This is a genomic window from Kitasatospora sp. NPDC056273 (assembly GCF_042268845.1).
GTDB lineage: Bacteria > Actinomycetota > Actinomycetes > Streptomycetales > Streptomycetaceae > Kitasatospora.
Window position 1 is genome coordinate 40,515 of the sequence record NZ_JBHJSJ010000053.1, and the last position, 23,704, is coordinate 64,218.

A 23,704-nucleotide genomic window follows, 5' to 3' on the forward strand; every position below is an offset into this window, starting at 1 on the left:
CCGTCGGCGGGCACCCGGGGCGGGACCTCCGCCCCTTGCCCGAACCCCGTCGCTCTGCTCGCGGACACCCGTTCGGGGTGCGAAGGTATGGTCGATATGACCACTTTCCGAGACGACGGGACGGAGACATCCACGTGGCGCGCAGCGTGTACGTGACCGGCATCGACCGGGGGGACGGCCGCCAGGCGGTCGAACTCGGGGTCATGGAACTGCTCACCCGCCAGGTGGACCGGGTCGGGGTGTTCCGCCCGCTGGTGCACGCCGCCCCCGGGCAGCCGGGCTCCGACCACGTGGTCGAGCTGCTGCGCGGCCGCTACCGGCTCGACCTGCCCAGCAGCGAGCTGTACGGCCTCGGCTACGAGGAGGCCGCCGCCCTCCAGGCCGCCCACGGGCAGGACGAACTGGTCTCCGCCCTGGTCGACCGCTTCCACGCGCTGGAGCGGCGCTGCCAGGCCGTCCTGGTGCTCGGCACCGACTTCGCCGACACCAGCATCCCGGACGAACTCGCCTTCAACGCCCGCCTGGCCAACGAGTTCGGCGCCGCCGTGCTGCCGGTGGTCGGCGGGCACGGCGAGGACCCCGAGACGGTGGTCGCCGAGCTGCTGGGCGCCCACCGCGCCTACACCGACCTCGGCTGCCAGACCCTGGCGATGATCGCCAACCGGGTCGCCCCCGGCGCCAAGCAGCGCATCCAGCGCGCCCTCACCGAGAAGCTGCCCGTCCCCGCCTACGTCATCCCGGAGGAGCCGGCCCTGGCCGCGCCCACCGTCGCCCAGCTGGTCGAGGCGACCGGCGCCGAGGTGCTGCTCGGGGACGCCGCCGGCCTCGCCCGGGACGTGCGCGGCTACGTCTTCGGCGGCGCCATGCTGCCCACCTTCCTGGACGCGCTGACCGAGGGCGCCCTGGTGGTCACCCCCGGGGACCGCGCCGACCTGGTGATCGGCTCGCTGGCCGCGCACGCCGCCGGCGCCCCGCCGATCGCCGGCGTGCTGCTGACGCTCGGCCAGCACCCCGGCCCCAACGTGATGGCACTGGCCGCCCGGCTCGCCCCCGGCACCCCGGTCGCGGTCGTCCCCGAGGGCAGCTGGCCCACCGCCGCCCACCTGACCCACCTGGAGGGCAAGCTCACCTCGGCCAGCCCCCGGAAGGCCGAGATCGCCCTCGGCCTGTTCGAACTGCACGTCGACACCGCCGAGTTGACCAACCTGATCGAGGTCGGCCGGTCCGAGCGGGTCACCCCGATGATGTTCGAGCACGAGCTGCTGGAGCGCGCCCGGGGCACCCGCCGGCACGTCGTCCTGCCGGAGGGCACCGAGGAGCGGGTGCTGCGCGCCGCCGAGATCCTGCTGCGCCGCAACATCTGCGACCTCACCCTGCTCGGCGAGGCGGACGCCGTCCGCCGCAAGGCGTCGAGCCTGAGCATCGACCTCCCCGCCGAGGACCCGGCCGCCGACCGCGCCCAGGTGCGGATCGTCGACCCGGCCACCAGCCCGCTGCGCCGCCAGTTCGCCGAGCTGTACGCGAAGCTGCGCGCCCACAAGGGGATGACCGTCGAACTGGCCCTGGACGTGGTCACCGACGTCTCGTACTTCGGCACCCTGATGGTCCAGGAGGGCATCGCGGACGGCATGGTCTCCGGCGCGGCGCACTCCACCGCCGCCACCATCCGGCCCGCCTTCGAGGTGATCAAGACCTCGCCGGGCGCCTCGATCGTCTCCTCGGTCTTCTTCATGTGCCTGGCCGACCGGGTGCTGGTGTACGGCGACTGCGCGGTCAACCCCGACCCGGACGCCCAGCAGCTGGCCGACATCGCCATCCAGTCGGCCGCCACCGCCGCCCAGTTCGGGGTGGAGCCGCGGGTCGCGATGCTCTCGTACTCGACCGGCACCTCCGGCTCCGGCGCGGACGTCGACAAGGTCCGCAAGGCCACCGAACTGGTCCGCGAGCTGCGGCCGGACATCCTGGTCGAGGGCCCGATCCAGTACGACGCGGCGGTGGACGCCCGGGTCGCGGCCACCAAGCTGCCGGGCTCCCCGGTGGCCGGGCGGGCCACCGTGCTGATCTTCCCGGACCTCAACACCGGCAACAACACCTACAAGGCGGTCCAGCGCTCGGCCGGGGCCGTCGCCGTCGGCCCGGTGCTCCAGGGGCTGCGCAAGCCCGTCAACGACCTCTCCCGCGGGGCGCTGGTGCAGGACATCGTCAACACCGTCGCGATCACCGCCATCCAGTCCCAGGACCACGCCTCCCAGGACCGCACCTCCCAGGACCTCGCGTCGGACAGCAAGGAGCTCCCCGCATGAGCAAGGGCACCCGCGTCCTCGTCCTGAACGCCGGCTCCTCGTCGGTGAAGTACCAGCTGATCGACATGCTGGACGGGGCCAGGCTGGCCGCCGGGCTGGTCGAGCGGATCGGCGAGGCCGGCGGGCGGCTGGTGCACACCCCGCGCACCGGCGGGCCGCGCGAGACCGTCCAGGCCTTCCCGGACCACGCCGCCGCGCTCAAGGCCGTCGCCGAGGAGCTGTCCGCCGACGGCGTCGGGCTGGACTCCCCCGAGCTGGCCGCGATCGGCCACCGGGTGGTGCACGGCGGCCTGCGGTTCACCGAGCCGACCGTGATCACCGACGACGTGCTCAAGGAGATCCGCCGGCTGATCCCGGTCGCCCCGCTGCACAACCCGGCCAACATCACCGGCATCGAGGTCGCCCGGGCCCTGCGCCCCGACCTCCCCCAGGTGGCCGTCTTCGACACCGCCTTCCACGCCTCGATGCCCGAGTACTCGGCCCGGTACGCGATCGACAAGGACGTCGCCGACCGGCACCGGGTGCGCCGCTACGGCTTCCACGGCACCTCGCACCAGTACGTCTCGCGGGCCACCGCCCGGCTGCTCGGCAAGGACCCGGCCGAGGTCAACGTGATCGTGCTGCACCTGGGCAACGGCGCCTCCGCCTCGGCCGTCGCCGGCGGCCGCTGCGTGGACACCTCGATGGGCCTGACCCCGCTGGAGGGCCTGGTCATGGGCACCCGATCGGGCGACATCGACGCCGGCGTGGTGTTCCACCTGCACCGGGTCGGCGGGCTGTCCGTGGACGAGATCGACGACCTGCTCAACCGCCGCAGCGGCCTGCGCGGGCTGTGCGGCGAGAACGACATGCGCGAGATCATGCGCCGGGCCGACGAGGGGGACGCGGACGCGAAGCTCGCGTTCGACTCGTACGTCCACCGGCTGCGCAAGTACATCGGCGGCTACTACGCGGTGCTCGGCCGGGTGGACGCGATCGCGTTCACCGCCGGGGTCGGGGAGAACGCGGCGCCGGTGCGCGCGGCGGCCACCGCGGGACTGGAGGAACTGGGCATCGCCGTCGACCCGGAACTGAACTCGGTGCGGTCCGGCGAGGCCCGGATCGTCTCGCCCGAGTACGCACGGGTGGCGGTCGCCGTGGTGCCCACCGACGAGGAGCTGGAGATCGCCCGACAGACCTTCGCGCTGGTGCACCGGGAACGCCGGGAGTCCGAGGACTGACACGGATCCGTCTCACTCCTCGGAAGCTTTCGTCGGCGATTCCTCCCGGTGCGTGCCGAATGCACCTATAACACGAACGGATAGACTGATCCATATGCGCCGAGCGAAAATTGTCTGCACCCTGGGTCCGGCGACGGACTCCTACGAACAGCTGAAGGCCATCGTCGAGGCGGGCATGAACGTCGCCCGACTGAACATGAGCCACGGCAACCACGCGGACCACGAGGAGCGGTACCGCAAGGTCCGCCAGGTCTCGGAGGACACCGGCAAGGCCATCGGCGTCCTGGCCGACCTCCAGGGTCCGAAGATCCGTCTGGCGACCTTCGCCAACGGCCCGGTGACCGTCGACAACGGCGACGAGTTCACCATCACCACCGAGGACGTCCCCGGTGACCAGCACATCTGCGGCACCACCTACAAGGGCCTGCCCGGCGACGTGAAGGCCGGCGACCCGATCCTGATCAACGACGGCGTCATCGCCCTGGAGGTCGTCAGCGTCGACGGCCCGCGGGTGAAGACCGTGGTGGTCGAGGGCGGCGTGCTCTCGAACAACAAGGGCATCAACCTGCCCGGCGCGGCCGTGAACGTGCCCGCCCTGTCCGAGAAGGACAAGGACGACCTGCGCTTCGCGCTGCGCCTGGGCGTCGACATGATCGCCCTGTCCTTCGTCCGCAACGCGGACGACATCAAGGACGTCCACGAGGTCATGGACGAGGTCGGCATCCGCGTGCCGGTCATCGCCAAGATCGAGAAGCCGCAGGCCGTCGAGGCCATGGAGGAGATCGTCCTCGCCTTCGACGCCATCATGGTCGCCCGCGGCGACCTGGCCGTGGAGTACCCGCTGGAGCGGGTGCCGCTGGTCCAGAAGCAGCTGATCACCCTGGCCCGCCGCAACGCCAAGCCGGTCATCGTCGCCACCCAGATGATGGAGTCGATGATCCACGCCTCGCGCCCGACCCGCGCCGAGGTCTCCGACGTCGCCAACGCCATCCTGGACGGCGCCGACGCGGTCATGCTGTCCGCCGAGTCGAGCGTCGGCAAGTACCCCGTCGAGACCGTCCGCACCATGGCCCGGATCTGCGAGACGGCCGAGGGCGAGCTGCTCGCCCAGGGCCTCCAGCCGCTCAACCCGGGCCGCAAGCCGCGCACCCAGGGCGGCTCCGTCGCCCGCGCCGCGTGCGAGCTGGGCGACTTCCTGGACGGCAAGGCGCTGGTCGCCTTCACCAAGTCCGGCGACACCGCCCGCCGGCTGTCCCGCTACCGCTCGCCGATCCCGGTGATCGCCTTCACCCCGGACAGCGCCACCCGCAACCAGCTCTCGCTGAGCTGGGGCGTCGAGGCATACGTCACGGAGCAGGTGGCCACCACCGACGCGATGGTCGCGCAGGTCGACCGGGAGCTGCTGAAGCTCGGCCGGCTCGGCGAGGGCGACACCGTCATCGTCACCGCCGGTGTCCCGGTCGGCGTCCCCGGCACCACCAACATGGTGCAGGTGCACCACCTGGGCACCCGGGGCGAGTGAGCACCCGTCAGGCCTGAACGCCCGTGGGGCGGTCCTCCTTCCGGATGGCCGCCCCACGGTCCTTGTGGCGTCCGCTACTTGTCGCTGTAGGGGGCGTCGTCGTTGAACAGGCGCATCCCGGGGATGCGCAGGGTGCCGCCGAACTGGCCGGCCTGCTTGGCGGTGACGCCGGTCAGCTCCAGGTCCAGCGGGATCGGGATGGAGCCGATCAGGTCGTACAGCCAGCGCGGCAGGGTGTCCGGGGTGAGGGTGATCTCGCCCAGGTCGATCGGGATCGGCAGGCCGAGCACCTTGGAGAGGTGGCCGGACAGCCGCTCCACGTACATGGTGACCGGGCCCTTGCGCATCGTCGAGGTGGAACCCGGGGCGCCCTGGACGTGGAAGGTGACGCCGTTGCCCTCCAGGGTCGACATGTCGAGGTTGTCGATGTCCACGCTGTCGACCACGAACTTCAGGACGCGCTTGCTGCCGGTCACGGTCTTCACGTCGTAGACGCCGTGGAAGGCCGCGCCGTGCAGGGCGAGCCGGCTGGTCTTCAGGGTCCAGTTCTGCTCCGGGACGACGTGCCCGGGGGCGGGCGCGCCGGCGGTCAGGCCCCGGGCGTCCACATCGCAGTTGGGGTTCTCGGTCGGCGTGCCGGACGGGCTGCCGGAGGCGCCCGCGGAGGGCGTCGCCGAGGCGTCCGCGGACGGGGTCGCGGAGGGCTTCGGCTTGCCGCTCGCCCTGCCACTCGGCGTGGCGGTGGGCGAGGGCTCGTCGGCGGCGGGCCGGGTCGCGGGCGGCGCGGCCTGCGGGGCGGCGGCCGGGGCCTGCACCGGGGCGTCCGGGTGCGGGGCCTCGGTGTGCGGGGCGGGGGCGGCCGGAGCGGCCGGGCCGGCGGGCGCCGCGGGGGTGGTGGTCGGGGCGCCGCCCGGGGTCGGGCTCGGCGAGCCGTTCGGGGTGAGCAGCCGGTTGACGCCGTCGACGAGGCCGTCGATCAGCCCCGCCCGGGCCGCCGGGCCGGTGGTGGTGGGCGTCGCGGCGGCCGACGGCTTGACCGGCGAGGTCGGCTGCTGGGCCGGGCCGGTGGTCGGTGCGGGGTTCGGCACCGAGCCCGGGTCCGTCGAGGGGCCGGCGGTGGGCGCGGTGCTCGGCGCGGTACTCGGCGCGGTGCTCGGCGCCGTGGACGGGCCCGGCGGCGGCTCGGGCAGCTCGCTCTTGGGCACCGGCGTCTCGACCGGCGCGACGTCCGGCACGGCGGCCGGCGCGGTGCCGCAGGGCTTGCCCGCCGCCGACTCGGCGACCGCCGGGTTGGGCGTGTAGGCGGCGGCCATCAGCAGCGCGGTCGGCACCGCGGCCAGCGCCAGTGCCCGGCCCCTCAGCCGGACCCGTACGGGGGTGCGCGGGGCCGCGTGCCGGCCGGAGCGCTGCGCGGGAACGGTCGTACCGTCGGCTTGCTCGGCCGGCCCGGTCACCGCGCCTCCTCCTGGTCCACGGCGCCGGCCCGCTTCCGGTCCGCGGTGTCGGACTGCTTCGGGACGGCGGCCGCGGGTTCGGCGGCCTGCGGCCCGCCCTGGGCGGGCAGTTCGGCGGTGGGCGCCTCGACGGCGCCGTCGGCGGCCGGCTCGGTGGCGACGCTCCGCGCCACGGCGTTCCCGGCCGCCGCGTCCCCGGCGCCGCCCTTGGCCCGGCCCCAGCGTCCGCGCCCGGCCGCCTTCGCGGCCTTGGGCTCCGGCAGCGGCGCCCAGGAGACCATCAGCCCGCCGCCGATCAGGCCCGGCAGCAGGGCCAGTCCGAAGCCCCCCAGGTTGGAGACCGGGAGGGAGACCAGCGTCAGCAGCGTGGTGGCGATGCCGGCGAAGACCCGTACGGCCGGCTGGAACCAGGCGGTCAGCCCGAGCACGATCAGCAGCACGCCGATGATCAGTGACCCGGCACCCGCCGTGGTGGCCATGGCCACCGTCATGCCGCCCAACGAGAGCTTGGCGTACGGGAAGTACATGATCGGGACGCCGGCGATCATGGCCAGCAGACCGCCGTAGTACGGCCGCGTCCGACGGAACGTACGGAACACCCGGCGCAGCCACTGGGCGGGGTTCTCGTGCTCGGCGGGCCGGTAGGAGGCAAGGGCGCTGGACACGGTGCAGCTCCTCGATGGTGTGAACGAGGGATGGAGGAGACACGGGATCCGGGGACGGCGCACGCACCGTCCCCGGTCCCGCGGGTGCCGTCGGGGCGGGCGGGCCGGGCCCGGCCCGCCGCCGTCAACGGCCTAGTAGCACTCGCCGGAACCGTCGGTGTGCAGCGCGAGCTTCAGGCCCGGGAGCTTGAAGGTGCCGGCCGAGGTGGCCCAGGCGGTCTGCTGCACGTTGTACAGGTCGGCCTTCTCGGCAGCCTGTGCGAAGCCGGTCTGACCGGACGGCAGGCCGCCGAGCTTGGACTTCCAGCCCTGGGTGGCCTCGCCCTTGAGGGTCGACGCCTCCTGGCCGATGTTGATGTTGGAGAACTCGGCGTCGGCGTTCAGCTGGTCGAGGTCGATCAGCAGGTTCTTGGCGTAGACCTGCTTCTTGACGTCCTCGCTGTTGCCGGCCTCCAGACGCAGGATGATCTTGGGCAGCTTCCACGGCAGGCCGGGGATGACGTTGGGGTCGGTCACCACCGACTGGCAGAGGCCCTTGATGGTGGCCTCGTCGAAGGCCGAGACGGCGACCGGGTGCGGCGTGCCGTTCGACTCCGCGTCGATCGAGCCGAACTGGGCGAAGTTCCTGCCGTGCAGCTCCGGCGTGGTGACCTTGAAGCTCTGGCCGGAGACGCTGAACGAAGCCGCCAGCGCGTTGTTGGCGATCGAGACGCCCACCGCGGCGGTGGCCGCGATGCTCGGCACCATCACCAGGGCGAAGCGCTTCCAGCGGGTCTTGCCGTAGGTCTGGGACATGCGAGTCCTCCTTCTAGGACGTACATCTCCGGCTCCCCGGCGGCGCGTCCCGCACCGGTGGGGACCTGGGATGGGAGAGAGCTACGTCCTCGGTAGCGGAGAGCGCCTTGGGCGTCGTCGGACGCGGGAGCGGCCCGCGTGCAGCGGACCTCCCGTCCAAGCACCGGCCGTCCTTGCGGGGCGGCGGGCAGGACCGACGACATCGGCGATCACCCCCGAGCGACAACCAGCGACCGCGCAGGGCCGCGCGGCCGGTCGAAGGACAGGAACCGCCGTGGGACCGCGGATACCCCCCTGCCCTCCCTCCCGCCGGCCGGGGCCGACGGACCGCCCGGTGGGGATCCCGCGCTCCGCGTGGCCGACCGGGGTCGGGGTGTGGAGCCCGGGACCGGGCGTGGCCGATCGTGCTTGAATCCCGGGCGAAGCACAAGAGGTTCCTTACTGACGGGTAATGCAACATCAGGTGGCGTTGATCATGGAATCGACCCGGGCTGCACCCTGCGTGACGTCTTGAAGGAAACGTGACGGCGAAATCTGCCGGAAACGCAAGCGAAACACCCATGGGTGGTCACACAAGGTGACCACCCACGGGTGAAATCAAGATTTGGTAAACCTCTGTTCAGTTGACCGGATTGTCGCCAAATCACCAGCGACACCGCAGGTCATCCGCCGTGCCAGGCAGCGGACCTGATCCGGACTCAGAACCGGCTCGGGACGGACCGGGAACCGGCCCGGAGCGGGCTCAGAACAGCACGCGCGCCAGCGCCGTACGGGCCGCGACGACCCGCGGGTCCTCCGGGCCGATCACCTCGAACAGCTCCAGCAGGCGCAGCCGGGCGGTGTCCCGGTCCTCGCCGGCCGTCCGCCCGACGGTGGCCACCAGGCGCCCGAAGGCGTCCTCGACGTGACCGCCGACCAGGTCCAGGTCGGCCGCCTTGAGCTGGATCCCGACGTCCTTCGGGTCGGCGGCGGCCGCCGCCCGGACGGCCTGGAGGTCCAGACCCTCGATCCGCTTCAGCAGCTCGGCCTGGGCCAGGCCCAGCTTGGCCTCGGTGTTGCCCGGCTGCTCGGCCAGCACGTTCCGGTAGGCCTGGATGGCACCGCCCAGGTCGCCGGCGTCCAGCGCGTCGTGCGCGGCGGACAGCGCCGGGTCCTCGGGGCGCTGCGGGGCGGCGGCCGGGGCCTCGCCCGGGGCGGCCGCGCCACCGGCCAGGCCGGCCACGCCGAAGCGCTGCTCGGCGACCAGGATCAGCTGGTCCAGGATCTGACGGATGTTGGCGGCGCTCTCCGCGCCCTGGAACAGCGGCACCAGCTGGCCGGCCACCACGGCCATCACGGCCGGGATGCCCTGGATGCCGAACTGCTGGGAGAGCAGCGGGTTGGCGTCGACGTCGATCTTGGCGAGCACGAAGCGGCCGGCGTACTCCTCGGCCAGGCCCTCCAGGACCGGGCTCAGCTGCTTGCAGGGCCCGCACCACTCGGCCCAGAAGTCGATGACGACCGGCACCTCGGTGGAGCGCTGGACGACCTCGGTCTCGAAGGTGTCCTCGGTGACGTCGATGACGAGCTGGTGGGCGGTCTGGGCGGGGGCGGCTCCGTCCGCATCGGCGGCGGACGCCTGACGAGCCCGCTCGGCCCGGGCCTGCTCGGCCTTCTGGGCGGCTTCGCCGGCCGCCTTCACTGCGGCGAGGTCGACCGCACCGCGCAGGGCGGAGCTGTTGAGACGCGAATTCCGTGGCTGCATGGCACCATCCTCCCCCGTCCGCGCTGCTCGCGGGCACCAACCTCCGGAAAGTCGCCCCGCGCGGACCGCGCGGTGCGGGTTCCCGGGCGCCGTGCCCCTCCCCCGGTAGCCTGGACCGTTCGGCGCGGATCCCCACCCGCGCCCGCGCCGCTCCCGTCCCACGGGACGCGGCGCCTGGTTGTCACTGCTTTCGCTACGAGTCGTAGCGTAACTGGAGCCGGTGGCCCGGCCGCAAGCCCCTCCGGTGGTTCGGGGACGTGACCTGCCCCACTTTCCCGGGGTGCCCCGCTGCCCGAACGGACGAACAGTCGCTACCGTTACCAGCCCCACCCAAGTTACTTACCAGTAGAGCGCAAGGAGGCCCGGTGCCGGCCGCCCAGCCCCCAGCGAGCCCGCAGGGCACGCACCAGGACTGCCCGGCGCCCGCGGGCACCGCCCGGGCCAAGGGCCGCCCGCGCAGCGCCGCCGCCGACCGCGCCATCCTCGACGCCACCCGCGAGACCCTGGCCGAACTCGGCTGGGGCGGACTGACCATGGGCCACGTGGCGAGCCGGGCCGGGGTCGCCAAGACCACCCTCTACCGCCGCTGGCCGTCCAAGAACGAGCTCGTGGTGGACGCCGTCGCCACCCTCTTCGACGAGCTGGTGATGCCCGACCTCGGCAGCCTGCGGGCCGACATCGAGGCCGTGGTGGCCCAGTTCGCCGACCTGCTGGCCCGCCCGGAGACCCAGGCCGCGCTGCTCGCGCTGTTCGCCGAGGGCACCCGCGACCGGCAGCTGCGGCGGCGGATCCGCGAGGCCATCGTGGACCCGCAGAAGCGGCTGGTCCGCCAGGGCCGGGCGGCCGCCCAGGCCCGCGGCGAGCTGGAGGCGGACACCGACGACACCTCGGCCCGCGAGGAGGTCGACATCATCTTCGACACCATCGCGGGCACCGTCGAACACCGCGTCCTGGTCAGCGGCGAGCCGATCACCCCGGAGTGGACCCGCCGCTTCACCGACCTGCTGCTCGGACCGATGCTCGCGGGCTGAGCGCACCCCGGCCGGAGACACGGCGGAGCCGCCGTACGGGATCCCGTACGGCGGCTCCGCGTCGGCCGCGGCCTCAGAACATCGCGTTCTCCTGGTACGTGCCCCACTCCTCGCGCAGCGCGTTGCAGATCTCGCCCAGCGTCGCCTCGGCGCGCACCGCGTCCAGCATCGGCGGGATCATCGACTCGCCCGAGCGCGCCGCCGCCAGCATGGCGTCCAGCCCGGCCCGGACGGCCGCGTCGTCCCGGGCCGCCTTGCGCTCCCGCAGCACCCGGACCTGCTCGCGTTCGACCTCGTGGCTGACCCGCAGGATCTCCAGCTCCGGGGTGACGCTGCGCGGGTGGCAGTTGACGCCGACCACGCGCTTGTCGCCCTTCTCCACCGACTGCTGGTACTGGAAGGCCGCCTCGGCGATCTCCCCGGTGAACCAGCCCTCCTCGATGCCGCGCAGGATGCCGGAGGTGATCGGGCCGATCTCGTGGTCCTCGCGGCCCTTGTCCAGGATCCGCTGGAAGATCGCCTCGGCCTGCTGCTCGATCCGGTCGGTCAGCGCCTCGACGTACCAGGAACCGCCCAGCGGGTCGGCGACGTTGGCGACGCCGGTCTCCTCCATCAGCACCTGCTGGGTGCGCAGGGCGATCTCGGCGGCCTGCTCGGAGGGCAGCGCCAGGGTCTCGTCCAGGGCGTTGGTGTGCAGCGAGTTGGTGCCGCCGAGCACCGCGGCCAGCGCCTCGACGGCGGTGCGGACCACGTTGTTGTACGGCTGCTGCGCGGTCAGCGAGACGCCGGCGGTCTGGGTGTGGAAGCGCAGCCACTGCGCCTTGTCGGTCTTGGCGCCGAAGCGCTCGCGCATCCAGCGGGCCCAGATCCGGCGCGCGGCGCGGAACTTGGCGATCTCCTCGAAGAAGTCCAGGTGCGCGTCGAAGAAGAAGGACAGGCCGGGCGCGAAGACGTCCACGTCCAGGCCGCGGGAGAGGCCCAGCTCGACGTAGCCGAAGCCGTCCGCGAGGGTGTACGCCAGCTCCTGCGCGGCCGTGGCCCCGGCCTCGCGGATGTGGTACCCGGAGACCGACAGCGGCTTGTACGCGGGGATGCCCTCGGCGCAGTAGGCCATCAGGTCGCCGATCAGGCGCAGGTGCGGCTCGGGGGCGAAGAGCCACTCCTTCTGCGCGATGTACTCCTTGAAGATGTCCGTCTGGAGGGTGCCGTTGAGCACCGCCGGGTCCACGCCCTGGCGCTCGGCGGCCACCAGGTACATGCAGAAGACCGGCACGGCCGGGCCGCTGATCGTCATCGAGGTGGTGACCCCGCCGAGCGGGATGCCGTCGAACAGCACCTCCATGTCGGCGGCCGAGTCGATGGCCACACCGCAGTGGCCGACCTCGCCGAGCGACTTCGGGTCGTCCGAGTCGTAGCCCATCAGGGTCGGCATGTCGAAGGCGACCGAGAGGCCGCCGCCGCCCGCGTCCAGGATCATCCGGTAGCGCTCGTTGGTCTGCTGGGCGTTGCCGAAGCCGGCGAACTGGCGGATGGTCCAGGTGCGGCCCCGGTAGCCGGTCGGGTGCAGACCGCGGGTGTACGGGTACTCGCCCGGCCAGCCGATCCGCTCGAAGCCCTCGTAGGCCTGCCCGGCGGGCGGGCCGTAGACCGGCTCGACCTCGTCGCCGGAGAGGGTGGTGAAGTCCGCGTCGCGCTTGCGGGCCTTGTCGTACCGCTGCTGCCAGCGCTGCCGGCCCCGCTCGATCTCCTCGGCGTCCATGATCCCGAACTCCGCTCCGTACGGCCGCCGCGGCGACGGGGCGGCACAGCTAGTAGGACGTCCTAACAATTTACTCGGACGTCCTAGTACTTGTCGATGGACAACCCGCCCGCACGGCCCGCGATCCCCCGAAAGGGACCCGGGATCCGGCCCGGGGCCCCGGGAGCCGCCCGAACGGGGCCCGGGAACGCCGGAGCGCCCCTCCCCCGGTCGGGGAAGGGGCGCTCTCGCGAAACCTGGGAGTCGGAGCCCGGAAGCCGGAGCCCGGGGCTCAGACGCCGGCCGGCTGGCGGGCGCCGCCGCCCGCCGGGAGCTGCTCGGCGGCCTCGCGGGCCACCTTGCGCTCGAAGACGAAGGAGAGGAACGGGATGCAGCCCGCCGCCAGGGTGAGCACCAGCCGGCCCATCGGCCACTTCAGCTTCTGCCCGAGCATGAAGGTCACCACGAAGTACCCGATGTAGAGGTAGCCGTGCAGCATCGCGACGTACGTGGTCACGTCCTTGGCCGCGTCGAAGCCGTACTTCGCGACCATGAAGCCGCAGAACACCAGCAGCGCCGTACCGGTCGCAATGGCCAGGGCCCGGTACCAGCCCAGCAGGGGGGTCGCCTTCATGATCTTCCTCGCCTCGCTCGGCACGGTCCGCCGGTACGCCCGGATCCGCGCACCGCTCACACGAGGGTAGCCGCCTTCACGCCCGGCCCTTCGCAGCCCCCTCGGACGGCTCGGCGAAGTCGCCGGCCGCGATCCGCAGCGGCCTGAGCAGTTCGAACACCTGGTGGCACTGCTCGGCGTCGTACTCCTCCAGCCCGAACTCCATCGCCATCAGCTCCCGGGTCGCCTCCTCGACCACCTCGCGACCGCGCCCGGTGATCGCGGCCAGCACGCCGCGGCCGTCCAGCGGGTTGGGGCGGCGGGCGACCAGGCCGGCCCGCTCCAGGCGGTCGACGGTGTTGGTGACGCTGGTCGGGTGGACCATGAGCCGCTCGCCGATCTTGGAGAGCGAGAGCTCGCCGGTCCGGCTGAAGGTCAGCAGCACCAGGGCCTCGTAGCGGGCGAAGGTCAGCCCGTACGGCTTGAGCACCGCGTCCACCCGGGAGAGCAGGATCTGGTGCGCGCGCATGACCGAGGTGATCGCCGCCATCGAGGGGACCCCGCCCCAACGGCGGGTCCACAGCTCGTCGGCGCGGGCGATCGGGTCGAAGTCGAGAGCGAGGGGCTTGGCCACCTCCTTACCGTACCGGCGGACGGGACGTGTGCTACCAGGCGTCCTGATGGTGGACAAGCGCAACACGTGGCGGGAACCCGCCAATCGGACGGCCAGGTCCATACCAGGACATTGCGCCGACGTGAACGTGCGGCAACGGGCCACCGGCGCACCGGGGTTGACCCCGGAGCGGCCCGGCGCCGCGCCACCAGGCTTCGGTTCGGACGGTAACCCGCTGCAAACCAGGACGATTTGCCCCTTTTGTCCATCCGTTCACATTCCTCCGCCGTGGCGGGACTTGGCCAATTCATGAGCAAGACCTGTCATTTGATTTGCTCGATTGTCATGCTTTCGATCAACCCCGTTCGGCAGCCACCACCCCCACCCACCGGTGGCGAAGCCGCTCAGTCCGCACGGGGCCCGCACGTCAGCGCCCGTTCCGCCCCTCAGGTGCCGTCCCCGGCCCCCGGAACGCCGCGCGACCGCGCCCGCTCGCGGTTTTCCGGAAGGACTCGTTCGTGAAGCGAAAGCTCGCCGCAGTCGCCGTACTCTCCGCCACCGCCCTGCTCACCGGTGTCGTCCAGGTGAGCACCGCAGCCGTCGCGGACCCCGCCCCGCAGTCCCAGGGCGCGAAGCAGCGCGCCGACCTGATCGCCCTGGCCAACGGCCAGGCCGGCAAGGTCGCGCACGCCCTGGCCCTGGGCGGCCAGGAGCAACTGGTGGCCAAGGACGCCGTGGTGGACGCCGACGGCACCCGCCACCTGCGCTACGAGCGCACCTTCGCCGGCCTCCCCGTCCTGGGCGGCGACCTGGTGGTGCACCAGAAGGCCGACGGCTCGACCACCTCGGTGGACAAGGCCACCGGCGCCACCATCGCCCTGCCGAGCCTCACCCCGCAGATCCCCGCCGACAAGGCCGCCGACCAGGCGACCGGCGCCGTGCAGTCCACCGTGGGCATCGCCGCCGACAAGGACGAGTCCCCGCTGACCGCCGTGCACCAGACCGGCAAGGCCGAGCTGGTCGTGTGGGCCACCGACGGCAGCCCGCGCCTGGCGTACCGCACCACGGTCGAGGGCGAGCGCGCCGACGGCACCCCGAGCCGCCAGCTGCTGGTCACCGACGCGGCGAGCGGCGAGGTGCTCTCCAGCCACGAGCAGGTGCGGACCGCCGCCGGCACCGGCAAGGGCGTCTTCGTCGGCTCCGTCCCGCTGACCACCACCCAGAGCGGCTCGAGCTACCAGCTCAAGGACGCGACCCGCGGCGGCCAGGCCACGTACACCCTGAAGGGCAAGACCTCCGGCTCGGGCACCCTGGTCGCCAACACGACCAACAGCTTCGGCAACGGCCTGTCCTCCAACAGCGAGTCCGCCGCCGTGGACGCCCAGTACGGTGCGGCGGTCACCTGGGACTTCTACAAGAACACCTTCGGCCGCAACGGCATCAAGAACAACGGCGTCGGCGCCACCAGCCGGGTCCACTACGGTTCCAACTACGTGAACGCGTTCTGGGACGACTCCTGCTTCTGCATGACGTACGGCGACGGCAGCGGCAACACCCACCCGCTCACCGAACTCGACGTGGCCGGCCACGAGATGAGCCACGGCGTCACCTCCGCCACCGCCAACCTCAACTACTCGGGCGAGTCCGGCGGCCTGAACGAGGCCACCTCGGACATCTTCGGCACGATGGTCGAGTTCTACGCCAACCTGCCCTCCGACAAGCCGGACTACCTGATCGGCGAGTTGATCAACATCAACGGGGACGGCACCCCGCTGCGCTACATGGACAAGCCGTCCAAGGACGGCGCCTCGGCCGACTACTGGTCCTCCACCGTCGGCAACAAGGACGTCCACTACTCCTCGGGCGTCGCCAACCACTTCTTCTACCTGCTGTCCGAGGGCAGCGGCGCGAAGACCATCAACGGCGTCAGCTACAACAGCCCGACCTCCAACGGCTCCACGCTCGCGGGCATCGGCCGGGACAAGGCCGCACAGATCTGGTACCGCGCGCTGACCACCTACTTCACCTCCACCACCAACTACGCGGGCGCCCGCACCGGCACCCTGAAGGCCGCCGCCGACCTGTACGGCGCCTCCAGCGCCGAGTACAGCGCCGTCGCCGCGACCTGGGCCGCCGTCAACGTCAACTGACGTACCGCACAGGCGCGTCGGACGCCCGGGGCCTCCGGCAGGAGGTCCCGGGCGTCCGCCGTTCCGGGCGGCAGCCCGGGCCGTCCCGGACCGTCGAGACCGTCCGGGGCCGCCCGAGCCGCCCGGGGCTGTCAAGGCCGTCCGGCTGGCGGAGTCCCGCCAGGGGGACGAACCGCCGAAACCGGGCAATGGGCGGCAACCGAACCATCCGTACCGGCACTGGCGGTTCTTGGCCAATCCCGGTAGGCGCCCTGTCCATCCCTGCCAACGATTGTCATGCTTCTGACCAAGTCCCGTCCGACCATCCGCCGCCCCACCCGTTTCCGGCGGATCGTCAGGTACCGCACGGGACCGGCACGTCCGCGCCCTACCGCCCCCAAGGTGCCAACCCCGGCGCCCCGGTACGCGGCGCACCCGCACGCACCCGCGGGTCTCGTGGAAGGAACCCCCGCACGTGAAGCGAAAGCTGACTGTCGGAGCCGTACTCTCCGCCACCGCACTGCTGGCCGGCGTCATCCAGATCGCCGCCGTCCCCGCCCAGGCCGCCGCCCCCTCGCCGGCCCAGCAGCAGTCCGCGCTGCTCGCGCTGGCCTCCGGGCAGAGCGCCCCGGTCGCCCAGGCCCTCGCCCTCGGCGGCCAGGAGAAGCTGGTGCCCAAGGACGTGGTGGTGGACAAGGACGGCACCCGCCACCTGCGGTACGACCGGACCTACGCGGGCCTGCCGGTGCTCGGCGGCGACCTGGTCGTCCACCAGAAGGCCGACGGCTCGGTGAGGTCCGTCGACCGGGCCTTCGCCGGACAGCTGTCCGTGCCCAGCCTGACCCCGGGCCTCGCCGCGCCCCAGGCGGCCGAGAAGGCCGCCGCCGCCGTGCGGGCCACGGTCGGCGCCGCCGACCAGGAGGAGGCCGCGCTCAGCCGGGTCGACGGCGCCGGCGCGCCCGAGCTGGTCGTCTGGGCCGCCGACGGCACCCCGCGACTGGCCCACCGCACCACGGTCGAGGGCCAGCGCGCGGACGGCACCCCGAGCCGCCAGGTGGTCGTCACCGACGCCGCCACCGGCCAGGTGCTCTCCACCGACGAGCAGGTGAAGACCGCCACCGGCACCGGCAAGGGCGTCAACGTCGGCAGCGTCTCGCTCACCACCACCCAGAGCGGCAGCTCCTACCAGCTGAAGGACGCCTCCCGGGGCAACCAGTCCACCACCGACCTCAAGGGCGGCACCTCGGGCAGCGGCACGCTCGTCGCCAACACCACCAACAGCTTCGGCAACGGCCTGGCCTCCAACCGCGAATCCGCCGCCGTGGACGCCCAGTTCGGCGCGGCGGCCACCTGGGACTACTACAAGAACACCTTCGGCCGCAACGGCATCAAGAACAACGGCGTCGGCGCGGCGAGCCGGGTCCACTACAGCACCAACTACGTCAACGCGTTCTGGGACGACTCCTGCTTCTGCATGACGTACGGCGACGGCTCCGGCAACACCCACCCGCTGACCGCGATCGACGTCTCCGGCCACGAGATGAGCCACGGCGTCACCTCCGCCACCGCGAACCTCAACTACTCCGGTGAGTCCGGCGGCCTCAACGAGGCCACCTCGGACATCTTCGGCACCATGGTCGAGTGGTCCGCCAACCTCTCGGTCGACCCGGGCGACTACCTGATCGGCGAGAAGCTCAACATCAACGGCAACGGCACGCCGCTGCGCTACATGGACAAGCCGTCCAAGGACGGCGCCTCGGCCGACTACTGGTCCTCCACGGTCGGCAACAAGGACGTCCACTACTCCTCGGGCGTCGCCAACCACTTCTTCTACCTGCTCGCCGAGGGCAGCGGGGCGAAGGTCATCAACGGGGTCAGCTACAACAGCCCGACCTCCAACGGCTCGACGGTGACCGGCATCGGCCGGACCAAGGCGGCGGCGATCTGGTACCGCGCGCTGACCGTCTACATGACCTCCACCACCAACTACAAGGCCGCCCGCACCGCGACCCTGAAGGCCGCCACCGACCTGTACGGCGCCTCCAGCACCGAGTACAACGCGGTCGCGGCGGCCTGGAGCGGCGTCAACGTCAGCTGACCCGCGCCACCCCCGGTAGGAACCGGTGGGAAATCGAGCCACCCCCGGTAAGAAACGGCGACAGGCTGCCGCGGCCCTTTGGGAGAGGAGGCCGTGGCAGCCTGTCGACCGTCCACGAGGAGGCCGGAGCCCGAGCGGGGGCCCGGGCGGCCGGCTCAGGCGGTGGCGGGCTTCAGCTCGCCCCGCTCCTCCTTGGCCAGCATCCGCTCGGCGAAGAAGCCGCCGGTGGGCAGCACCGCGAGCACGAACATCAGGACGCCGCGCTTGGCGTCCCACTTCTGCGCCTGCCAGGCCTGGATCCAGAAGACCACGTACAGGATGAACAGGACGCCGTGCACCATGCCCATCACCGGGACGGCGTCGAACGAGGTCGTCCGCTTCAGCACCGAGCAGATCAGCAGCAGGATGAAGGAGACCCCTTCGGGGCCGGAGACCAGGCGCAGGCGGTGGACGGCGCTGCTGTTCACGATGGATACCTCGATATGGGGGGTCGGCGGCGCGGGCTCGCTTGTGAAGCGACTCACAAGCATTCCGGCCCATTATCGCCGAGCCCACGGACGGGACCCCGGCCGGGGGTGGCCGCCGTGCCCCATCTCACAGCGGCCGGCCCGGCGCCTGCCCGAAGCCCGTCCGGCGGCCGCCCGCCCTGTCACAGCTCTGTGCCGGAACGCCACCGAGCGCGACCGCCCGTCACCGGGAACCCCTATCCTGCTGCCCGCGCGCCCACCGATCCGGGCGCCGAGGCATCGCACACGGGGGGTACTCACCACATGTTCAAGCGCGACTGGGACCGCAGGACCTGCGCCAAGCGCGGCCACGCCACCTACGCGCCGACGGAGCCGGAGCTGGCCTCCCGGCTGCACGCGTCGACCGCCCTCGGCGACGCCTGGCGCTGCCTGCGCTGCGGCGACTTCGCGCTGGGCGCCCCGCACGGCTCCGGCCCGGCCGACGAAGCGCCGCTGGTGCCGCGCGGCAAGGCGCTGCGGGACCTGTTCATCCTGCGCTTCCTGGCCGTCGAGCGGGTGCTGCGCGGACTGCTGATCATCGTGGTCGCCTGGGCCGTGTGGAAGTTCTCCAACAGCCAGGACGCGGTGCACCGGGTCTTCGACGAGAACCTCACGGTGTTCAGGCCGGTCACCGACCACTTCCACTGGGACCTCGAACACGCCCCGATCGTCGAGACCATCCGCAAGACCTTCGACTTCAAGAAGAGCACCCTGCTGATCGTCGCGGGCGCGCTGATCGCCTACGCGGTGATCGAGATCGTCGAGGCGGTCGGCCTCTGGCTGAACAAGCGCTGGGCCGAGTACCTGACGGTGGTCGCCACCGCGGCCTTCCTGCCGCTGGAGGGCTACGAGCTGAGCCACCACGTCAGCGCGCTGAAGATCTGCACCCTGGTGCTGAACATCGCGGCGGTGCTCTGGATCATGCTCTCCAAGCGCCTGTTCGGGCTGCGCGGCGGCGTGGTGGCCTTCGAGGCGGAGCGCCACTCGGCCTCGCTGCTGGAGGTCGAGCAGGCGGCCGGCACCGTTCCGAGCCCCGGACAGGGGGCGCACGCCCGGGCCTGACCGGGGCGCGTGCGCCGGGCGTGACCGGCGCGTTTGTCCCAGACCGGTACCAGTCGGCCCACGCACCCTCCCCGCGCCACGGCCGCAGCGGCTAGATTGCGGCCGTGGCACAGTTCAGACTCCAGGGATCGCGCGTGCTCGCCGTCGACTTGGGCGGCGACGCCGTCAAGGCGCGACACGGCTCGATGGTCGCCTACACCGGGCAGATGGCCTTCAAGAAGTTGACCGGCGGCGGGGACGGCCTGCGCGGCATGGTCACCCGCCGGCTGACCGGCGAGAAGATGACGGTCATGGAAGTGAAGGGGCAGGGCACCTGCTACTTCGCCGACAAGGCCACCGAGATCAGCCTGGTGCGGCTGAACGGCGAGACGCTGTACGTCGAGTCGGACAACCTGCTCTGCACCGAGTCCGCCCTGCACACCGGCACCAGCTTCACCGGGCTGAACGGCATGTCCTCGGGCAACGGCCTGTTCACCACCAAGGTGGAGGGCCACGGCTGGGCGGCCGTCACCTCCAACGGCCCGGCCGTCATCCTGCGGGTCGACAAGAGCATGCCGCTGCGGGTGGACCCGGGCGCGTACGTGGCGCACACCGGCACCCTGCAGCGCAGCCTGAAGTCGGGCGCGGGCTGGACCACGATCATCGGCGAGGGCGGCGGCGAGGCCGTCCAGATCGAGTTCACCGGCGAGGGCCTGGTGTACGTCCAGCCCTCCGAGAAGGCCACCATCGGGGGCGACGTCTGATGGGCTTCACGAAGATCAACGGGAAGATGGTCGAAGCCCAGGTGGTGCCCGGGCAGCGGCTGTTCAGCCAGCGCGGCGCGATGCTCGCGTACAGCGGCGACGTCCGCTTCACGCCGAACATCACCGGCGGGCAGGGCGGCGTGATGTCGATGATCGGCCGCCGGGTGGCCAACGAGGACACCCCGCTGATGACCGTCGAGGGCCAGGGCCGGGTGATGTTCGGCCACGGCGGCCACCACGTCCACGTGATCGACCTGTTCGGCGACACCCTGTACGTCGAGGCGGACCGGCTGCTCGCCTTCGAGGGCACGCTGCGGCAGTCCACCATGTTCATGGGCTCGCAGGGCGGGGTGATGGGCATGGTCCGCGGCCAGGTCACCGGACAGGGCCTGTTCACCACCAAGCTGGAGGGCCAGGGCTCGGTCGCGGTGATGGCCCACGGCGGCGTCTTCGAGCTGCCGATCACCCCCGGCCAGTCGGTGCACGTCGACCCGCAGGCGTACGTGGCGCACCGCGGCGACGTGCGCAACAAGCTCTCCACGGCGCTGGGTTGGCGCGACATGATCGGCCGCGGCTCGGGCGAGGCGTTCCAGCTGGAACTGTCCGGGCAGGGCGCGGTGTACGTCCAGGCGAGCGAGGAGAAGCTCTGATGTCCTACCCGCCGCAGCCCCCGTACGGTTCGCCGCACAACCAGCCGACCCAGCCCGGCTTCGCGGCCCCGCCGCCCCCGCCGGGGTACGGCCCGCAGCCGGGCTACCCGCAGCCCGGCGGGTACCCGCCGCCCCCGCCGCAGGGCTACCCGCCGCCCCCGCCCGGCCACCAGCCCCAGCAGCAGTACCAGCAGCCGCCCCAGCAGCCGTACGGCCAGCAACAGCCGTACGCCCAGGAGCAGTTCGGCGGCCCGTTGGCCCCGCTGCCGACCGGCCACGGCGGCACCGGGCCGGTGGTGTGGGACGCCCACAGCCTGCCGGCCGGCGACAACGTCAACCCGTACGCCTTCTCGGTCGACCTGAACGGCTCCTACTTCCTCCAGAAGGGCAAGATGGTCGCCTACTACGGCGACATCACCTTCAAGGGCGTCGGCGCCGGGGCGGTCGACCGGGTGCTCGGCCAGCACTTCAACTCGCCGATGCACGCGGCGGACTGGGTGGTCGCCGAGGGCCGCGGCAAACTGCTGCTGGCCGACCGGGCGTTCGACCTCAACTCGTACGACCTGGACGAGGGCAACCTGACCGTCCGCTCCGGCAACCTGCTGGCCTTCGACCCGACGCTGCGGCTCAAGCAGTCGATCATCCCGGGCTTCCTGACCCTGATCGGCACCGGCCGCTTCGTCGCCGCCTCCAACGGCCCGGTGCACTTCGTCGAGCCGCCGATCCGGGTGGACCCGCAGGCGCTGGTCGGCTGGGCGGACTGCCCGGCGCCGTGCCACCACTACGACCACGACTACATGCACGGGCTGATCGGCGGCCTGCGCCGGCTGACCGGCATCGGCGGGGCCTCCGGCGAGGAGCACCAGTTCGAGTTCATCGGCGCCGGCCAGGTGCTGCTGCAGTCGAGCGAGAAGCTGATGGCGGAGCGGTCGGTCGGAGCGGTCGACGCCGAGGCGGGCGTCCCGGTGGGCGGCGTGCCGTCCCAGCCGGGCACGGCCGGGCACGGCGGCGGCAACCCCAACATCCCCGGGCTCGGTAACCTGGGCGACCTCGGACGACGTTTCGGTCTGTAAACTTGTACAAGATTGAACTAAATCGGCTATGCTAGAGGGCATGGATACGCACACGATCGAGACCGCGGACACCCCTCCGTCGCAGCCCGAGGAGGAGACTCCCTGGCTGACCGCCAGGGAGCAGCGGATGTGGCGCGCCCATCTGGAGGTCGCCAAGCTGCTGGACTACCAGCTCAGCCGCGAACTCCAGCCACACAACCTCGCGATCAACGACTACGAGATCCTGGTCGTGCTCTCCGAGGCCCCGGACCGCCGGATGCGGATGACCGACCTCGCGACCGCCACCCTCCAGTCGAAGAGCCGCCTCTCCCACCAGATCACCCGGATGGAGAACGCCGGCCTGGTGCTGCGCCAGGAGTGCCCCGGCGACCGCCGCGGCCTCTACGCCCACCTCACCGAACACGGCTGGGAGACCATGCAGCGGGTCGCCCCCGACCACGTGCGCAGCGTCCGGGCCCACTTCATCGACCGCTTCACCCCGGAGCAGCTCGACGACATGTACCAGGCCCTCGCCCCCGTCGCCGAACACCTCCGCGGCCTGCGCGGCAAGCCGTAGCACCCCACGCACCACTCCGCCCCGCCGCGATCCGATCGCGGCGGGGCGGAAACGGTTCGCGGGCCCGCGCGCCCGGCCCGGGTCAGCCGCGGGTCAGGCCGGCGACGAGTTCGTCGGCGGCGCCGTACGGGTCCAGGGCGCCCTCGGCGACGCGTTCGGCGAGGACGGCCAGGTGCCGGTCCCCGCGCAGGTCGCCGATCCGGGCGCGCAGCTCGGCCAGCGCGATCGCCTCGATCTCCTCGGCGGCCCGGCGGCGGCGCCGCGCGGCGAGCTCGCCGTGCTCCTCCAGCCAGGCGCGGTGCTTCTCCAGCGCCTCGACCACCTCGTCCACGCCCTCGCCGCGGGCCGCGACGGTCTTGACGATCGGCGGACGCCAGTCCCCCGCCTCCCGCGCCTCGCCGAGGCCCAGCATGTGGTTGAGCTCCCGCGCGGTGGCGTCGGCGCCGTCCCGGTCGGCCTTGTTGACCACGAAGACGTCGCCGATCTCCAGGATCCCGGCCTTGGCGGCCTGGATGCCGTCGCCCATCCCGGGGGCCAGCAGCACCACGGTGGTGTCGGCCTGGGCGGCGACCTCGACCTCGGACTGGCCCACCCCGACGGTCTCCACCAGGATCACCTCGCAGCCGGCCGCGTCCAGCACCCGCAGCGCCTGCGGCGCCGTCCAGGAGAGCCCGCCGAGGTGGCCGCGGGTGGCCATCGAGCGGATGAACACCTCGGGGTCGGTCGCGTGGTCCTGCATCCGGACCCGGTCGCCCAGCAGCGCGCCGCCGGAGAACGGCGAGGACGGGTCGACGGCCAGCACCCCGACCCGCTTGCCGAGCCGCCGGTAGGCGGAGACCAGCGCCGAGGTGGAGGTCGACTTGCCGACCCCGGGCGAGCCGGTCAGGCCCACCGTGTACGCCCGCCCGGTGTACGGCGCGAGCGCGGCCATCGCCTCCCGCAGCTGCGGCGCGGCGTTCTCGACCAGCGTGATCAGCCGGGCGACCGCCCGCGGCCGGCCCGCCCGGGCCTGCTCGACCAGCGTGGCGACATCGATCATCAGGAGCTCCTTGCGCGGATGCCGAAGGGGCTGGGGGCCCCCCCCCGGCGGGCGCCGCCCCGGGGTGGGCCCGGGCGGGCGTGGGGGCGCGCCCCCCGCCCGCCGTGGGGGTTAAACAAAAGAAACGGGCCCCGGGATTTTTTGGGTTTT

The 23,704-nt window shown here is 72.3% G+C and carries 20 protein-coding genes; 11 read left to right on the forward strand and 9 right to left on the reverse strand.

Features of this window, described 5'->3' with window-relative positions; all coding sequences use genetic code 11:
- Positions 1–134: 134 nt before the first annotated feature.
- The 3 genes from pta to pyk all read left to right on the forward strand — a co-directional run bounded on the left by pta (position 135) and on the right by pyk (position 5,045).
- Positions 135–2,303, forward strand: coding sequence for a phosphate acetyltransferase (gene pta, locus ACFCY1_RS33150; protein ID WP_079271889.1), 2,169 nt, complete (start codon positions 135–137; stop codon positions 2,301–2,303).
- Entirely contained in the window at positions 2,300–3,523 is a 1,224-nt protein-coding gene (locus ACFCY1_RS33155; RefSeq protein WP_074001464.1) for an acetate kinase, read from the forward strand. The genes pta and ACFCY1_RS33155 overlap by 4 nt, the downstream gene beginning before the upstream one ends.
- Before the next feature lie 94 nt (positions 3,524–3,617).
- On the forward strand, positions 3,618–5,045 hold the full coding sequence (pyk, locus tag ACFCY1_RS33160) for a pyruvate kinase (RefSeq protein ID WP_375876976.1): 1,428 nt from the start codon (positions 3,618–3,620) through the stop codon (positions 5,043–5,045).
- A gap of 74 nt (positions 5,046–5,119) precedes the next feature.
- Here pyk and ACFCY1_RS33165 read toward each other — a convergent pair whose 3' ends face one another.
- From ACFCY1_RS33165 to ACFCY1_RS33180, 4 genes are all read right to left on the reverse strand, one after another.
- Positions 5,120–6,499: a hypothetical protein gene (locus tag ACFCY1_RS33165; protein WP_375876977.1), complete on the reverse strand. Its 1,380-nt coding sequence runs from the start codon at positions 6,497–6,499 to the stop codon at positions 5,120–5,122.
- On the reverse strand, positions 6,496–7,164 hold the full coding sequence (locus ACFCY1_RS33170; RefSeq protein ID WP_375876978.1) for a DUF6114 domain-containing protein: 669 nt from the start codon (positions 7,162–7,164) through the stop codon (positions 6,496–6,498). Before ACFCY1_RS33170 ends, ACFCY1_RS33165 begins: the two co-directional genes overlap by 4 nt.
- Positions 7,165–7,296: 132 nt before the next feature.
- Positions 7,297–7,959, reverse strand: a complete 663-nt coding sequence (locus ACFCY1_RS33175) for a DUF6230 family protein (RefSeq protein ID WP_049651461.1) — start codon at positions 7,957–7,959, stop codon at positions 7,297–7,299.
- Positions 7,960–8,701: 742 nt separating this feature from the next.
- The gene (locus ACFCY1_RS33180; RefSeq protein ID WP_375876979.1) at positions 8,702–9,703 is read right to left on the reverse strand and encodes a tetratricopeptide repeat protein; all 1,002 of its coding nucleotides are present in this window, start codon (positions 9,701–9,703) and stop codon (positions 8,702–8,704) included.
- Between the two features lie 365 nt (positions 9,704–10,068).
- Between ACFCY1_RS33180 and ACFCY1_RS33185 the strand changes: the two genes are divergently transcribed.
- Positions 10,069–10,734, forward strand: a complete 666-nt coding sequence (locus tag ACFCY1_RS33185; protein WP_079271888.1) for a TetR/AcrR family transcriptional regulator — start codon at positions 10,069–10,071, stop codon at positions 10,732–10,734.
- Between the two features lie 73 nt (positions 10,735–10,807).
- Here the strand turns inward: ACFCY1_RS33185 and ACFCY1_RS33190 are convergent, their stop codons facing one another.
- From ACFCY1_RS33190 to ACFCY1_RS33200, 3 genes are all read right to left on the reverse strand, one after another.
- On the reverse strand, positions 10,808–12,493 hold the full coding sequence (locus tag ACFCY1_RS33190; RefSeq protein WP_049651459.1) for a methylmalonyl-CoA mutase: 1,686 nt from the start codon (positions 12,491–12,493) through the stop codon (positions 10,808–10,810).
- 271 nt (positions 12,494–12,764) lie between these two features.
- Entirely contained in the window at positions 12,765–13,106 is a 342-nt protein-coding gene (locus ACFCY1_RS33195) for a DUF3817 domain-containing protein (protein ID WP_049651458.1), read from the reverse strand.
- A 76-nt stretch (positions 13,107–13,182) separates the two neighbouring features.
- The gene (locus tag ACFCY1_RS33200) at positions 13,183–13,719 is read right to left on the reverse strand and encodes a MarR family winged helix-turn-helix transcriptional regulator (RefSeq protein ID WP_049651457.1); all 537 of its coding nucleotides are present in this window, start codon (positions 13,717–13,719) and stop codon (positions 13,183–13,185) included.
- A gap of 497 nt (positions 13,720–14,216) precedes the next feature.
- Here ACFCY1_RS33200 and ACFCY1_RS33205 point away from each other — a divergent pair, with 497 nt between their 5' ends.
- Both ACFCY1_RS33205 and ACFCY1_RS33210 read left to right on the forward strand, forming a co-directional pair.
- On the forward strand, positions 14,217–15,848 hold the full coding sequence (locus ACFCY1_RS33205) for a M4 family metallopeptidase (protein WP_375876980.1): 1,632 nt from the start codon (positions 14,217–14,219) through the stop codon (positions 15,846–15,848).
- A gap of 454 nt (positions 15,849–16,302) precedes the next feature.
- Positions 16,303–17,925: a M4 family metallopeptidase gene (locus tag ACFCY1_RS33210; protein WP_375876981.1), complete on the forward strand. Its 1,623-nt coding sequence runs from the start codon at positions 16,303–16,305 to the stop codon at positions 17,923–17,925.
- Positions 17,926–18,080: 155 nt separating this feature from the next.
- On the opposite strand, the gene ACFCY1_RS33215 is transcribed toward ACFCY1_RS33210, so the two are convergent.
- Entirely contained in the window at positions 18,081–18,455 is a 375-nt protein-coding gene (locus ACFCY1_RS33215) for a DUF3817 domain-containing protein (RefSeq protein WP_049651454.1), read from the reverse strand.
- 240 nt (positions 18,456–18,695) lie between these two features.
- On the opposite strand from ACFCY1_RS33215, the gene ACFCY1_RS33220 reads away from it, so the two are divergent.
- The 5 genes from ACFCY1_RS33220 to ACFCY1_RS33240 all read left to right on the forward strand — a co-directional run bounded on the left by ACFCY1_RS33220 (position 18,696) and on the right by ACFCY1_RS33240 (position 22,515).
- Complete coding sequence (locus ACFCY1_RS33220; protein WP_375876982.1) at positions 18,696–19,493, forward strand: DUF2127 domain-containing protein; 798 nt, start codon at positions 18,696–18,698, stop codon at positions 19,491–19,493.
- 104 nt (positions 19,494–19,597) lie between these two features.
- On the forward strand, positions 19,598–20,236 hold the full coding sequence (locus ACFCY1_RS33225; RefSeq protein WP_074001459.1) for an AIM24 family protein: 639 nt from the start codon (positions 19,598–19,600) through the stop codon (positions 20,234–20,236).
- Positions 20,236–20,886 carry an AIM24 family protein gene (locus ACFCY1_RS33230; RefSeq protein ID WP_049651451.1) on the forward strand — a complete coding sequence of 217 codons (651 nt, stop codon included), beginning with the start codon at positions 20,236–20,238 and terminating at the stop codon, positions 20,884–20,886. The genes ACFCY1_RS33225 and ACFCY1_RS33230 overlap by 1 nt, the downstream gene beginning before the upstream one ends.
- A gap of 263 nt (positions 20,887–21,149) precedes the next feature.
- Positions 21,150–21,959, forward strand: a complete 810-nt coding sequence (locus tag ACFCY1_RS33235) for an AIM24 family protein (RefSeq protein ID WP_049651462.1) — start codon at positions 21,150–21,152, stop codon at positions 21,957–21,959.
- 40 nt (positions 21,960–21,999) lie between these two features.
- A complete protein-coding gene (locus ACFCY1_RS33240; protein ID WP_049651450.1) occupies positions 22,000–22,515 on the forward strand; it encodes a MarR family winged helix-turn-helix transcriptional regulator in 516 nt (171 codons plus the stop codon).
- 82 nt (positions 22,516–22,597) lie between these two features.
- Here the strand turns inward: ACFCY1_RS33240 and meaB are convergent, their stop codons facing one another.
- The gene (meaB, locus tag ACFCY1_RS33245; protein ID WP_074001458.1) at positions 22,598–23,554 is read right to left on the reverse strand and encodes a methylmalonyl Co-A mutase-associated GTPase MeaB; all 957 of its coding nucleotides are present in this window, start codon (positions 23,552–23,554) and stop codon (positions 22,598–22,600) included.
- Positions 23,555–23,704 lie beyond the last annotated feature (150 nt).

Bases quoted from the DNA above. Each gene is read 5' to 3' on its own strand.
- meaB (WP_074001458.1), bottom strand. From the start codon at position 23,554: ATGATCGATGTCGCCACGCTGGTCGAGCAGGCCCGGGCGGGCCGGCCG.
- ACFCY1_RS33220 (WP_375876982.1), top strand. From the start codon at position 18,696: ATGTTCAAGCGCGACTGGGACCGCAGGACCTGCGCCAAGCGCGGCCAC.
- ACFCY1_RS33215 (WP_049651454.1), bottom strand. From the start codon at position 18,455: ATGCTTGTGAGTCGCTTCACAAGCGAGCCCGCGCCGCCGACCCCCCAT.
- ACFCY1_RS33240 (WP_049651450.1), top strand. From the start codon at position 22,000: ATGGATACGCACACGATCGAGACCGCGGACACCCCTCCGTCGCAGCCC.
- pyk (WP_375876976.1), top strand. From the start codon at position 3,618: ATGCGCCGAGCGAAAATTGTCTGCACCCTGGGTCCGGCGACGGACTCC.
- ACFCY1_RS33180 (WP_375876979.1), bottom strand. From the start codon at position 9,703: ATGCAGCCACGGAATTCGCGTCTCAACAGCTCCGCCCTGCGCGGTGCG.
- ACFCY1_RS33155 (WP_074001464.1), top strand. From the start codon at position 2,300: ATGAGCAAGGGCACCCGCGTCCTCGTCCTGAACGCCGGCTCCTCGTCG.
- ACFCY1_RS33175 (WP_049651461.1), bottom strand. From the start codon at position 7,959: ATGTCCCAGACCTACGGCAAGACCCGCTGGAAGCGCTTCGCCCTGGTG.
- ACFCY1_RS33230 (WP_049651451.1), top strand. From the start codon at position 20,236: ATGGGCTTCACGAAGATCAACGGGAAGATGGTCGAAGCCCAGGTGGTG.
- ACFCY1_RS33195 (WP_049651458.1), bottom strand. From the start codon at position 13,106: ATGAAGGCGACCCCCCTGCTGGGCTGGTACCGGGCCCTGGCCATTGCG.
- ACFCY1_RS33190 (WP_049651459.1), bottom strand. From the start codon at position 12,493: ATGGACGCCGAGGAGATCGAGCGGGGCCGGCAGCGCTGGCAGCAGCGG.